This window comes from Azospirillum endophyticum, from assembly GCF_016595245.1.
Lineage (GTDB): Bacteria > Pseudomonadota > Alphaproteobacteria > Azospirillales > Azospirillaceae > Azospirillum > Azospirillum endophyticum.
On record NZ_JAENHM010000080.1, the window covers coordinates 36,064 to 48,453 of the forward strand.

Sequence of the window (12,390 nt, forward strand, 5' to 3'; positions counted from 1 at the left end):
GCTTCGCGCCTCCCTGAACGACTTCTCTCCTGAACTGGGCCATCGGGTTCTCCCGATGGCCCTATTTCTTGTGCGCCCAGCATGGGCGCGTTCTTGAGGGTGGAAGTCCCTCCGTAAGCTGGTCACAGCGAACGAAGAGAAGCGCAACTGCGGAAGGGTGACCGACCGTGGGGAGGAAGCGTGGATCGCAGCTGCGGGCCGATGGACAAGAATCGGATATGAGGCGGTGCCGATCAGGGCGAGCNCCGTGCAGCGAAGGAGCGCGTTCTTGACCGTAGGAGATCTCGCCTTATGCCTGAAAGGGCGACGGGGCAGGGTCGGGACTGGCCCGAACCGGAGCGAGAAGTCAGCCGAGGCCATAGTAGGGAGCGGCAAGGCCGCGACCGAAGGGCTGAACGAGGGGGAATGCCCAGCCTCCGTCGATGTGGAAGGCACTGCGTCAGATGCCCGCGTCAGCGGAGCGGTTCAGCAGAGGGCGAGGTGACGCCTCATCCAAGCTGGACAGCGACGAAGCCGACCGCCCGCGACGGACCAAGATGGACATGGGGAAACCTCAACCCCTCGAACCGCCCGGTGCGGACCCGCATGCCGGGTGGTGTGGGAGGGGACCGGTCAGCGTGGACCGGCCCCTATCCCGATTGCGCGTCGCCCAACTCCGAATTGGAGGTAATTTCCTTGGGTCGCCCCTAATTTGGGGAAAAGAGTGGCAAGCCGCCACAGCAGCCAAACCAGCCGGGTGGCGTCGAAATCGATGGGGAACGTACTTCTTTCGCCGCCTCGGAGAAAACAGGTCGCCCAGCCGGAGCAAGTGCTTCCCAAGGAATGATGGGCTTATTGGATGTTGTTCTGTGGACATGATCCCGTACATCACAGAACGCGCAAACGACTTCCAACAATTCCCCAGAAAGGGGTTTTCATGCACGGGATCATTCTTGCCGATGCCGCTCTGGCCGACCTCGATGCGCTGATCGGCCGGCATGCGCCGGACGTGACGGTGGTCCGGGTCGCCGCGGACGAGGACGCGCTCAGCCTGCTGGCCGATGCCCTGGAGGCCGCCCGCGAGGCAGGCCCGGCCGCGGTCCACCTGATCGCCCATGGTGCCCCGGGCGTGGTGAAGCTGGGGGCGACGCCGCTCGACACCAGTGCCCTGCTCGACCGCCGCTGGCCCGATGCGACCGGCTGCGAAATCCTGATCCACGCCTGCGACGTCGGCGCCGGCCGCAACGGCCGCCGCTTCGTGGAGCGTCTGGCCGCCGTCACCGGTGCCCGCGTCGCCGCCGCCAGCCATCCTGTCGGCAATCCGGCCGACAACCAGGATGGCTCGGCCGGCCAGGGTGCCTCCTGGGACCTCGACGTGGTGACCGGCCCGATTCTGGCGGCGCGCCCGTTCGCCGGGGCCGAGGCTTGGCCGCACCGGCTCGCCTACAGCGGCACCGCCACCAGCGGCAACGACACGCTGATCGGCGACAATAGCGGCAACACCATCAACGGGCTGGCCGGCAACGACAGCATCGTCGGCGGCACCGGCAACGACAGCCTGATCGGCGGGATCGGCAACGACACGCTGGTCGGCGGCGGCAACAGCGGCCAGTCGGCCGGCGACACCATGAACGGCGGGCTGGGTGCCGACCATTATGTCGGCGGCAGCGGCTTCAACATCGTCACCTACGAGAACGCCACCAGCGGCCTCACGCTGGACCTGACCAACGGCGCCAACAACACAGGCGAGGCGGCCGGCGACACCTTCGTCAACATCCAGCGCTGGATCGGCTCCGAATATGCCGACAGCCTGACCGCCGGCGACACCGCGGTGTGGTTCTGGGGCCATGGCGGCAACGACGTCGAGCATGGCGGCGCCGGCAACGACACGCTGGAGGCCGGCGACGGCAACGACAGCGTGTTCGGCGGCGGCGGCAACGACCTGATGTACGGCCGCGCCGACAACGACCAGCTGCACGGCGAACTCGGCAACGATACGGTGGCCGGCGGCGGCGGTGCCGACCTGATCGATGGCGATGCCGGCAACGACCTGCTGAAGGGCGACTGGGAGCGCGACACCGTCTATGGCGGCGACGGCGACGACACCATCCTGGCCGGCATCGTCAGCTCGGGCAGCTACGCCCAGACCCAGGCCGACCTGATCTATGGCGATGCCGGCAACGACCGCTACATCGTGGTCAGCCAGTACGATGCCGGGACCGTCAGCTTCGACGGCGGCGCCGGCACCGACACGCTGGAACTGCGGTCGGACAATCTGACCAGCTACAACGGCTACAACCTCGAATATTACAACGACGTCGCCTCGCCGAAGATCGACATCAGCGGCATGACGCTGACCAGCGTCGAGACGCTGGCCCTGACCGGCAGCCAGCACCATACCGTGACGATGACGGCGGCCCAGGGCAACGGCTTCGGCAGCATCACCGGCGCCACCACCGGCGACGCCTTCGCCATCGCCGGCGCCTCGCTGTCGGGGACGGTCGGCAGCGGCACCGGCAGCACGCTGACGGCCGGCAAGGTCCAGGCGGAGACGGTGAACGGCGTCACCCTGGTCCATGTCGGGCTCGACTCCACCGCCGGGTCCGACCTGACCCTGCGCATCGCCGGCAGCTTCGCCGCGTCCAGCATCAGCCTGTCCGGCAACACCATCACGCTGGGGCAAGGCGGCGGATCGACCGGCGGCGGCGATACGGGGGGCGGCAACACCGGCGGTGGTACCGGCGGTACGGGCGGCCAGACGCTGACCGGCACCGACGGCCGCGACTATCTGGCCGGCGGCAGCGGCAACGACACCATCGTCAGCAACGCCGGCGACGACTATATGACCGGCGGCGCCGGCAGCGACACCTTCGTGTTCAAGCCGGGCGACGGCTGGGATTACGTCGGCGACTTCCAGGCCGGCAGCGGCGGCGACGTGCTGAACGTCGCCGGCTGGAGCGGCTTCAAGGACTTCGCGTCGGTGATGGCCGTCACCGTGCAGGACGGCGCCAACACCGTCGTCAACTTCGACAACAACAACAGCGCCATCCTCGCCAACGTCACCCGCGGCAGCCTGACCGCCGCCAACTTCTCCTTCACGGCGACCGGCGGCAGCACGGGGGGTTCGACCGGCGGCGGCTCCACCGGCGGCACCCCGGGCCAGACGATCACCGGCACCTCGGCCGGCGAGTATCTGGCCGGCGGCAGCGGCAACGACACCATCACCGGCAATGCCGGCAACGACTACATGATCGGCGGCGCCGGGCGGGACACCTTCGTCCAGCATGCCAGCGACGGCTGGGACGTGATCGGCGACTTCCAGGCCGGCAGCGGCGGCGACGTGGTCGACATCCGCAGCATCGCCGGTTTCACCAGCCTGAACGACGTGCTGACCCACTCGACCCAGGACGGCGCCGACCTGTCGATCGACCTCGGTGCCTTCAACTCGGTCAAGCTGATGGGCGTCGACCGCAACAGCCTGACGGCGGAGAACTTCCTGTTCGCCAGCTCGGTGGGGTGATCGGGGGAGTAAAGCTCCCTCTCCCGTCCCGGGAGAGGGAAGGGGCCCAAGCGGAGCTTGGGAAGGGTGAGGGGTGATCCAAGGATTATGGAGTCCATGTTCGGATCGCCCCTCACCCTCCCGCCTTCGGCGGGGCCCTCCCTCTCCCGGCGCTCTCAGCGGATCTTCGATCCGCCTGACGCCGTCAGCACAAACAAAGTTTGTGTGAGAGGCGGGAGAGGGCCCTTTCTTGCCTACCGCTCCACCGCCACGGGAGCATTCAACGCGTTCCGCTTCGCCACCGCCTCGTAGACCGGCGGGAAGGCGGGGCGGTTGACGTAGCGGCCGGCGCCGCGCACCGCGCGGCTCTCGCCCAGCGCATGGACGATGCGGCCCTGGCTCAGCGTGTAGGCCGGGGTGCCGGTGACGGTCATGCCTTCGAAGATGTTCAGGCCGACCTTCTGCATCTGGGACTTTGCCGAGATGGTCTTGGTCGCCTTCGGATCCCACACCACCAGATCGGCGTCGGCCCCGACGCTGACCGAACCCTTGCGCGGGTAGAGGTTGAAGATCCTCGCCGCGTTGGTGGAGGTCACGGCGACGAACTCGTTCATCGTCAGCCGCCCGGTGTTGACGCCGTGGGTCCACAGCGCGGTCATGCGGTCCTCGATGCCGGCCGTACCGTTCGGGATTTTGGTGAAGTCGTTGCGGCCCATCGCCTTCTGCTCCGCGCAGAAGCAGCAATGGTCGGTGGCGGTGGTGTGCAGATGCCCCGCCTGGAGGCCGCGCCACAACGCGTCCTGATGCTCTTTGGGGCGGAAGGGCGGGCTCATGACATGGCCGGCGGCGAAATCCCAGTCGGTGTTGCGGTAGACCCCGTCGTCGATCAGCAGATGGCCGGCCAGCACCTCGCCGAACACGCGCTGGCCGTCGTCCTGGCCGCGCTTGATCGCCTCCAGTGCCTCTTTCGCCGAGACATGGACGATGTAGACCGGCACGCCGAACACCTTGGCCACCTGGATGGCGCGGTTGGCAGCCTCGCCCTCCACTTCCGGCGGGCGGGAGAGGGGGTGGGCCTCGGGTCCGGTCAGGCCCTGGGCCAGCAGCTTCTTCTGGAGCTGGAAGACCAGTTCGCCGTTCTCGGCATGGACGGTGGGAATCGCGCCCAGCTCCAGGCAGCGCTGGAAGCTGTTCACCAGCGTCTCGTCATCGGCCATGATGGCGTTCTTGTAGGCCATGAAGTGCTTGAAGCTGTTCACGCCGTGGTCGGCGACCAGCGTGCCCATATCCTTGTGCACGCCCTCGTCCCACCAGGTGACGGCGACGTGGAAGCTGTAGTCGCCGGCCGCCTTCTCCGCCCAGCCGCGCCAGGTGCGGTAGGCCTCCATCAGGTTCTGCTTGGGGTTGGGGATGACGAAGTCGATGATCATCGTCGTTCCCCCGGCAAAACCGGCGGCGGTGCCGCTGAAGAAATCCTCCGTCGTCACCGTGCCCATGAAGGGCAGTTCCATGTGGGTGTGCGGGTCGATGCCGCCGGGCATGACGTAGCAGCCGCCGGCATCCACCACCTCCGCCCCCGCCGGCACGTCGAGCTTGTCGCCCACCGCGGTGATGAGGCCGTCCTGGCAGAGGACGTCGGCACGGCGGGTGTGCTCGGCGGTGACGACGGTGCCGCCGCGGATCAGGATGATGGACATGCTCGGGCGCTCCCTCAAGAGTGTGTTGGGCAAGCGATTGGTGGGACGGAGTCGGTGGGCGTTTCGGCTATCACAGGGTCCGGCAGGCCGGCGGCGCGCAGGACCAGCCGCAGCACCTCCGCCGTCATGGCGGCGAAGTCCTGGCGGGTCAGGGTGCGGCGGCCCAGCACCTTGCGGATCTGGACGTCGAAGTCGGCGTAATGCTGGGTCACCGCCCAGATCATGAACAGGAACTGGCGGGCATCCACCGGGGCCATGCGGCCGGCGGCGACCCAGCCGTCGATCACCGCCGCCTTGGCGTCGACCAGCGCTTTCAGGTCCTCGGCCAGGAAGCGTTCGACCTGGGTGCCGCCATGCAGGATCTCGTTGGCGAAGACCTTCGACGCATGGGGCCGCGTGCGCGACGCTTCCATCTTGGCGGTGACATAGGCGGTCAGCGTCGCCGCCGGGTCGGCGTCGGGGGTAAAGGAGCCGATGGGGGCCAGCCACAGCCGCAGGATGTTGTCGAGCACCGCGCGGTAGAGATCGTCCTTGGTGCCGAAATAATAATGGAGGTTGGCCTTGGGTAGGCCGGCCCGCTCGGCGATGTCGGCCATGGTGGCGCCGGCGAAGCCGGCCTCGGCGAAGACGCGCTCGGCCGCCTTCAGGATGCGCTCGACGTTCTCGCGCCGGATGCGGCCCTGGGGCTGGGCGTTGTCCACGGTGTCGGCAGTAGCTCGCGCCATCGCTTTCGCCATTGCTGTTGTTCGATACCCTCTCCCGTCTCGGGAGAGGGAGGGGACCCACGAAGTGGGGAGGGTGAGGGGTGATCCAAGAATCCCGAAGCGCATGGCTTCGTGCCAGACCCCTCACCCTTCCCACCGCTTTGCGGCGGGCCCCTTCCCTCTCCCGGGACGGGAGAGGGAGCGTATCACGCGGGCGCTTTCACTTGCTCGGCCATGGCGTTGGCGCGGTCGAGAACGGCGTGCAGCAGCACCTCGCAGCCGGCGGTCGACCATTCCGGGGTCGTCTCCTCGACCTCGTTGTGGCTGATGCCGTCGATGCAGGGGATGAAGACCATCGCCGTCGGCGCCACCTTGGACAGGTAGCAGGCGTCGTGGCCGGCACCCGACACGATGTCGCGGAAGCTGTGGCCGGTGCGCTCCACCCCCTTGCGGACGGCGGCGACGCAGCTCTCGTCGAACTTGATCGGGGCGTAGTACCAGATCTGCTGGAAGTCGGTCTCCAGCCCGATCCCGCCGGCAATGCGCTCCACCTCGGCGCGCAGCTCGCCGTCCATGGCGGCGAGGATGCCGTCGTCCGGGTGGCGGAAATCGACGGTAAAGAAGACGCGGCCGGGAATGACGTTGCGGCTGTTGGGATGGATCTGCATCAGCCCGACCGTGGCGCAGGCCAGCGGGCCGTATTTCATGCCGATGCGGTTCACCGCGTCGACGACGCGGGCGGCCCCCAGCAGCGCGTCCTTGCGGCGGACCATCGGGGTCGGGCCGGCATGGGCCTCCTGGCCGGTGAAGGTGATCTCGTACCAGCGCTGGCCCTGGCAGTCGGTGACGACGCCGATGGTCTTGCCTTCGATCTCCAGGATCGGACCCTGTTCGATGTGGGCCTCGAAATAGGCGCCGACCTTGCGGCCTCCCACCTCCCGGTCGCCGGCATAGCCGATGCGGGCCAGCTCCTCGCCCATCGTCTTGCCGTCGAGATCGGCACGCGACAGGCCGTAGTCGAGGTCGAACACTCCGGCGAAGACGCCGGACGACACCATGGCCGGGGCGAAGCGGGAGCCCTCCTCGTTGGTCCAGACCGCGACCTCCACCGGGGCCTCGGTGACGTAGTTCATGTCGTTCAGGCTGCGCACCACCTCCAGCCCGGCCAGCACGCCATAGACGCCGTCATACTTGCCGCCGGTCGGCTGGCTGTCGAGATGGCTGCCCATGATGACGGGGGGCAGGCTGTCGTCGCGGCCGGGACGGCGGGCGAAGATGTTGCCCATCCTGTCGACCGACACCGTGCAGCCGGCCTCCTCGCACCAGCGCACGAACAGGTCGCGGCCCTGTTTGTCGAGATCGGTCAGCGCCAGCCGGCACACGCCGCCCTTGGGCGTGGCGCCGATCTGCGCCATGTCCATCAGGCTCTGCCACAGGCGCGAACCGTTCACGGCGACATTCTGCGGGGTGGACATGTTGCTCTCTCCTGAACGGAAGGGCGCCTCATCCCTTTTCGGTCGGGCCGGCGCCATCTCTGTTTCGACGTCATCCCCGCGAAGGCGGGGATCCAGAGTTTCGGAAACGGTCCCCGTGACAAAGCCTGGATCCCCGCCTTCGCGGGGATGACGGCCGAGGGAGCGTCATTCGGCGGCGGCTTCGGGGACGCGCATCGGGTTGCGGGCGTCGTTGGGCCAGGTGACATAGGGCAGGTCGTTCCGCTCCGGCACCATGGTGATGCAGTCCGGCACCGGGCAGACATGGCTGCACAGGTTGCAGCCGACGCACTCCTCGTCGACCACGGTGAAGAGGCGGCGGCCTTCGCCGGCATCGATGCGGATCGCCTGGTGCGAGGTATCCTCGCAGACGATGTGGCAGCGGCCGCAATCGATGCACAAGGCGGGGTCGATCACCGCCTTGGTCGAGAAGTTCATGTTCAGGTCGTTCCAGTTAACGACGTTGCGCACGGCGCGGCCGCTCAACTCGTCGAGGCTGCGGTATCCCTTCTCGTCCATCCAGTTGGACAGGCCGCCGATCATGTCCTCGACGATCTTGAAGCCGTAGGTCATGGCGGCGGTGCAGACCTGGACGTTGGTGGCGCCCAGCGCCAGGAACTCCGCCGCGTCGCGCCATGTGGTGATGCCGCCGATGCCGCTGACCGGCAGGACGCGGGTGTCGGGGTTGCGGGCGATCTCCGCCACCATGTTCAGCGCGATCGGCTTCACCGCCGGGCCGCAATAGCCGCCATGGCTGCCCTTGCCGTCGACCACCGGGGTCGGGGCCATGGCGTCAAGATCGACCGCGACGATGGAGTTCACCGTGTTGATCAGCGAGATGGCGTCGGCGCCGCCGCGCCTGGCCGCTTCGGCCGACCACAGGATGTTGGTGATGTTGGGGGTCAGCTTGACGATCACCGGCAGGTTGACGGCGTTCTTCACCCAGCGGGTGACCTGCTCCACCATCTCCGGCACCTGCCCGATGGCGGAGCCCATGCCGCGCTCGCACATGCCGTGCGGGCAGCCGAGATTCAGTTCCAGCCCGTCCGTCGCCCCGGTCTCGGCGACGCGGCGGGCGAGGCCGGCCCAGGCGGCCTCGGTCATGGTGGCCATCAGCGAGACGACCATGGCGCGGTCGGGCCAGTCGCGCTTGACCTCGATGATCTCGCGCAGGTTGACCTCCAGCGGCCGGTCGGAGATCAGCTCGATGTTGTTGAAGCCGATCATCCGGCGGTCGGTGTCGAGATGGGCGCCATAACGGCTGGAGACGTTGACCACCGGCGGGTCCTCGCCCAGCGTCTTCCACACCACGCCGCCCCAGCCCGCCTTGAAGGCGCGGACGACGTTGTAGGCCTTGTCGGTCGGCGGGGCCGATGCCAGCCAGAAGGGGTTGGGGGAGCGGATGCCGGCGATGGTGCTGCGAAGATCGGCCATGATGGGGGCTCCCTTTCCTCAGGCGGTCAGGTGGCTGTGGATGGCGAGGGCGGCGAGCTTGCCGTCCTGCACCGACTGGACCGTCAGATCCTCGCCGGTCGCGACGCAGTCGCCGCCGGCCCAGACCTTGGCCAGCGTGGTGCGGTAGGTCCCGTCGATGGCGATCTTGCCGCCGGTGACCTGCAGGCCGTCCAGCGCCTTGGCCGCCAGCTTCTGGCCCATCGCCTTCAGCACCATGTCGGCCTGGAGGGTGAAGGTCTCGCCGGTGCCGGCCAGCTTACCGTCGGTCAGGCGGGTGCGTTCGAAGGTGATGGTGGTTTCGCCGATCTCTTGCGGAGCGGCGAAGGTCTTGAGGACGACGCCCTCGGTCTGGGCCAGTTCCTGCTCCCAGGCGGTGGCGCCCATCTGGGCACGGCCTCGGCGGTAGACCAGGGTCACGTCCTCCGCGCCCAAGCGCTTGGCCTGGATGGCGGCGTCCACCGCGGTGTTGCCGCCGCCGATCACCACGACGCTGCGCCCTACGGCGGGGGGCTGGCCGGGGGAAGCCTGACGGACGCGTTCGATGAAGGCGGTGGCGTCCTCGACGCCCGCGCGCTCCTCGCCGGGGATGCCGGGACGGTTGTTGGCGCCGAGACCGACGCCGAGGAACACGGCGTCGAAGTCGGCGCGCAGGCCGTCGAGCGATAGGTCGGCGCCCAGCTTGCGGCCATGCTCCACCGTGATGCCGCCGACGCCGAGGATGAAGGCGACCTCGCGCTGGGCGAAATCGTCGGCCATCTTGTAGGGGGCGAGGCCGTATTCGTTGAGGCCGCCGGACTTGGCCTTCGCCTCGAACACCGTCACCTGATGGCCGAGCGTGGCAAGGCGGTGGGCGCAGGACAGGCCGGCCGGACCGGCACCGACGACGGCGACGCGCTTGCCGGTGGTGGCGGCGCGGGGGAAGGGGTGGGCCGGTTCGCCATCAATGAGGCGGTCGGTGGCGTGGCGTTGCAGCCGGCCGATGGCGACGGGGCGGTCCTCCGCCCGGTTGCGGACGCAGGATTGTTCGCACAGCGTCTCGGTCGGGCAGACCCGGCCGCAGGTGCCGCCCATGATGTTTTCCGACAGGATCGTCGTCGCCGCACCCTTCAGGTTGCCGGTGGCGATTGAGCGGATGAAGGCCGGGATGTCGATGCCGGTCGGGCAGGCCTTGATGCAGGGGGCGTCAAAGCAGAACAGGCAGCGGTTCGACTCGGCGAGCGCCTGGACCGGCGTCATCGCTGGCGTCAGGTCCGCGTAAGGCGAGGCGGGGAGATCCGCATCGGATTTCTGGGCGGCGGCAAGCGTAGCGATCAGGGTCATGGCGGATGGCTTCCCTTCGGTCGCAGAGCGGCGTGTCCACCGAAGCGTCAGCAACCCGCGTGCCAAGAAAACCAACCAGCACGGCCCCAGCATCGCCAAGGCGCGGCGGCTGCGGAAAAGCTGACGGCTCGGTCAAAAACTGACGGTATGGACAGGCATGCCGTCATCATGCCAGCCATGCGGATTGTACGCAACTCAGCCTTTTGGCGCCTCTTTTGGCGGCGATACGCGGGAAACGCCTGGGAAGCGGGGAGATCGGAAACGGGAAACTGCGCCGTATCAAAGGGTTGCATCGTAGAGCCGCTGCCTTCAATTTCAGCAGCGCGCCTCTGTGACAGGGATAAGGGGTATCGCCATGCCCGCTGTGTCCAGCCTGCTGATCGACCGCACCGCCACGCCGATTGGCGAACTCATCGTGGTGGCGGGCGAGGACGGCGCCTTGCGCGCCATCGACTGGACCGACCATGAGGACCGGCTGCGCCGGCTGCTGCGCCTGCACCATCCCGCTGGTTATGAATTGCAGCCGTCGGCCGATCCGGGCGGATTGACACGGGCGATGGATGCCTATTTCGCGGGCGATCTCGCCATCATCGACCGGCTGCCGGTGCACACCGGTGGGACGCCGTTTCAGCGTGCGGTGTGGGCGGCGCTGCGCGGGATTTCCTGCGGCGGCACCGTCAGCTACCGCGAGCTTGCGGCGCTGGCCGGTCGTCCGGCGGCGGTGCGGGCGGCAGGGCATGCCAACGGCGCCAACCCGGTCAGCATCGTGGTGCCCTGCCACCGGGTGATCGGTTCCGGCGGAGCGATGACCGGCTATGGCGGCGGGGTGGAGCGCAAGCGCTGGCTGCTGGCCCATGAGGGGGTGTCGGCAGAAGGTGCCGGACGCTGAAATCCCGGTTCGGCTTGGATTTCGCGGTTCGATCGGGTGCTATGCCGCGCGTTCGATCCGGGCCGGGGAATACCTCATCCTAGCTCGGTCCGGTCGGAATCGTCGCCCGGCACCGCCACGGGATCGTCTTGGATCATGAGGGCGAAAGCGGCGGGAGTGTCCGGGCCAGGCTGTTGGATCAGAACCGGCGTGATGGTGCTGCCGGCCGCGATCTTCGTCAGGTAGGAGGCGCCGTTCGTCAGCCATCCGCCCTGGGTCTGGTCGTAGATCAGGGTCACGCCGTCGGCCGGGGCCGTCGCCAGGTCGATCGCGACGGCGGAGCCGAAGCAGGTCGTCAGGATCGTTCCGGCCCGATAGGTCGGGGTTCCGAAGAAGAACAGGGCGGACCCGGTCGGCGCCGTCGTCACCATGAAGGTCGGTTGCGCGTTGAAGGCCACGGACGGCACAGCGGAGGACGGAACGTTCGACAGGGACAGGCTGCGGGCGATGCCGACGGTGTAGCTGGTGGAGGCGCCGTTGACGAAGTAAACGGTGCCGGCAGGGGCGCCGGAGGCCACCGAGAGGGAGCCGCTGGGATCGATGGTGGCGATTTGTCCGGCGGCGATCGCGGCTGGGCTTCCGATCGTGATCGTGCTGTTGTCGGCGATCTGGGAAATCGAATCATAGGCGGTCAACTGGCCCGACAGCGTCACGATGTTGTTCTGGAGATAGGCGTTGGTACAGACGGCGACCGCCGGCCTGCCGCTTTTGTTCGAACTGACGACGCCGACCATTCCGAAGAGGTTGTAGCCTGAAGTCTTCAGCCCGGTGAATGTGGACGATTCGATCGTTATGGTGATGTAGAAATTGCTTTGGGCGCTCATCACCGATCTCCGGGGGTGCCATTCGCTGCCTGGTCGATCCCGTTGTTTGATCGACAGGATCCGGCCGGTGCGGCGGCGGCGCCGGACTGCGCATGGCAATCCGGACGCCGCCGCCGTGAGGCATCACTGGGGATTGATCAGCAGCGGCTTCAGCGCGGCGTTCGGCGCATAGACCTTCGCCCAGGTCGCCCCGTCGGTCTGCCATCCCTGGTTGACGACATAGCTGACCGAACGGGCGTTGCCGGGCGCCCCCGTCAGATCCACGGAAACGCTCTGCGTGTAGGCGTTGTAGAGCACGGTGCCGGTGTTGACGGTCTGGGTGGCGAACATCAGCAGCACATATTGAATCGGTACGATCACGTCCGTCGTCTGGCCGAGAAGGCTGATCGCGCAGAGCGGGGCGGCGGGACCGCCGTTGGCCGACTGGCTGAGAGGCTGACCGGAAATAAAGTTGCGTAATTTCGCCGACCTGTGATTCGTTCAAGTTGCGA

At 67.7% G+C, this 12,390-nt stretch carries 9 protein-coding genes; 2 read left to right on the forward strand and 7 right to left on the reverse strand.

What is annotated here, in order from left to right; translation table 11 throughout:
- Positions 1–916: 916 nt before the first annotated feature.
- A complete protein-coding gene (locus JHL17_RS32580) occupies positions 917–3,499 on the forward strand; it encodes a DUF4347 domain-containing protein (protein WP_200198817.1) in 2,583 nt (860 codons plus the stop codon).
- A gap of 233 nt (positions 3,500–3,732) precedes the next feature.
- On the opposite strand, the gene hydA is transcribed toward JHL17_RS32580, so the two are convergent.
- The 5 genes from hydA to JHL17_RS32605 form a co-directional block, all read right to left on the reverse strand.
- Complete coding sequence (gene hydA, locus JHL17_RS32585; protein ID WP_200198818.1) at positions 3,733–5,175, reverse strand: dihydropyrimidinase; 1,443 nt, start codon at positions 5,173–5,175, stop codon at positions 3,733–3,735.
- A 14-nt stretch (positions 5,176–5,189) separates the two neighbouring features.
- Positions 5,190–5,912 (reverse strand): TetR/AcrR family transcriptional regulator, encoded by a 723-nt coding sequence (locus JHL17_RS32590; protein ID WP_200198819.1) that lies wholly within the window; start codon positions 5,910–5,912, stop codon positions 5,190–5,192.
- 173 nt (positions 5,913–6,085) lie between these two features.
- A complete protein-coding gene (locus JHL17_RS32595; RefSeq protein WP_200198820.1) occupies positions 6,086–7,354 on the reverse strand; it encodes a Zn-dependent hydrolase in 1,269 nt (422 codons plus the stop codon).
- Between the two features lie 165 nt (positions 7,355–7,519).
- Complete coding sequence (gene preA / locus JHL17_RS32600; RefSeq protein ID WP_200198821.1) at positions 7,520–8,806, reverse strand: NAD-dependent dihydropyrimidine dehydrogenase subunit PreA; 1,287 nt, start codon at positions 8,804–8,806, stop codon at positions 7,520–7,522.
- A gap of 18 nt (positions 8,807–8,824) precedes the next feature.
- Complete coding sequence (locus JHL17_RS32605; RefSeq protein ID WP_200198822.1) at positions 8,825–10,147, reverse strand: NAD(P)-dependent oxidoreductase; 1,323 nt, start codon at positions 10,145–10,147, stop codon at positions 8,825–8,827.
- Positions 10,148–10,502: 355 nt separating this feature from the next.
- On the opposite strand from JHL17_RS32605, the gene ogt reads away from it, so the two are divergent.
- Positions 10,503–11,036, forward strand: coding sequence for a methylated-DNA--[protein]-cysteine S-methyltransferase (gene ogt, locus JHL17_RS32610; RefSeq protein ID WP_200198823.1), 534 nt, complete (start codon positions 10,503–10,505; stop codon positions 11,034–11,036).
- 74 nt (positions 11,037–11,110) lie between these two features.
- On the opposite strand, the gene JHL17_RS32615 is transcribed toward ogt, so the two are convergent.
- Both JHL17_RS32615 and JHL17_RS32620 read right to left on the reverse strand, forming a co-directional pair.
- On the reverse strand, positions 11,111–11,899 hold the full coding sequence (locus JHL17_RS32615; protein WP_200198824.1) for a hypothetical protein: 789 nt from the start codon (positions 11,897–11,899) through the stop codon (positions 11,111–11,113).
- A 123-nt stretch (positions 11,900–12,022) separates the two neighbouring features.
- Positions 12,023–12,259 (reverse strand): hypothetical protein, encoded by a 237-nt coding sequence (locus JHL17_RS32620; protein ID WP_200198825.1) that lies wholly within the window; start codon positions 12,257–12,259, stop codon positions 12,023–12,025.
- Between the last annotated feature and the right edge of the window lie 131 nt (positions 12,260–12,390).

Excerpts from the sequence above, each read along its gene's own strand:
- JHL17_RS32580 (WP_200198817.1), top strand. The coding sequence starts at position 917 with ATGCACGGGATCATTCTTGCCGATGCCGCTCTGGCCGACCTCGATGCG.
- hydA (WP_200198818.1), bottom strand. The coding sequence starts at position 5,175 with ATGTCCATCATCCTGATCCGCGGCGGCACCGTCGTCACCGCCGAGCAC.
- JHL17_RS32590 (WP_200198819.1), bottom strand. The coding sequence starts at position 5,912 with ATGGCGAAAGCGATGGCGCGAGCTACTGCCGACACCGTGGACAACGCC.
- JHL17_RS32595 (WP_200198820.1), bottom strand. The coding sequence starts at position 7,354 with ATGTCCACCCCGCAGAATGTCGCCGTGAACGGTTCGCGCCTGTGGCAG.
- preA (WP_200198821.1), bottom strand. The coding sequence starts at position 8,806 with ATGGCCGATCTTCGCAGCACCATCGCCGGCATCCGCTCCCCCAACCCC.
- JHL17_RS32605 (WP_200198822.1), bottom strand. The coding sequence starts at position 10,147 with ATGACCCTGATCGCTACGCTTGCCGCCGCCCAGAAATCCGATGCGGAT.
- ogt (WP_200198823.1), top strand. The coding sequence starts at position 10,503 with ATGCCCGCTGTGTCCAGCCTGCTGATCGACCGCACCGCCACGCCGATT.
- JHL17_RS32615 (WP_200198824.1), bottom strand. The coding sequence starts at position 11,899 with ATGAGCGCCCAAAGCAATTTCTACATCACCATAACGATCGAATCGTCC.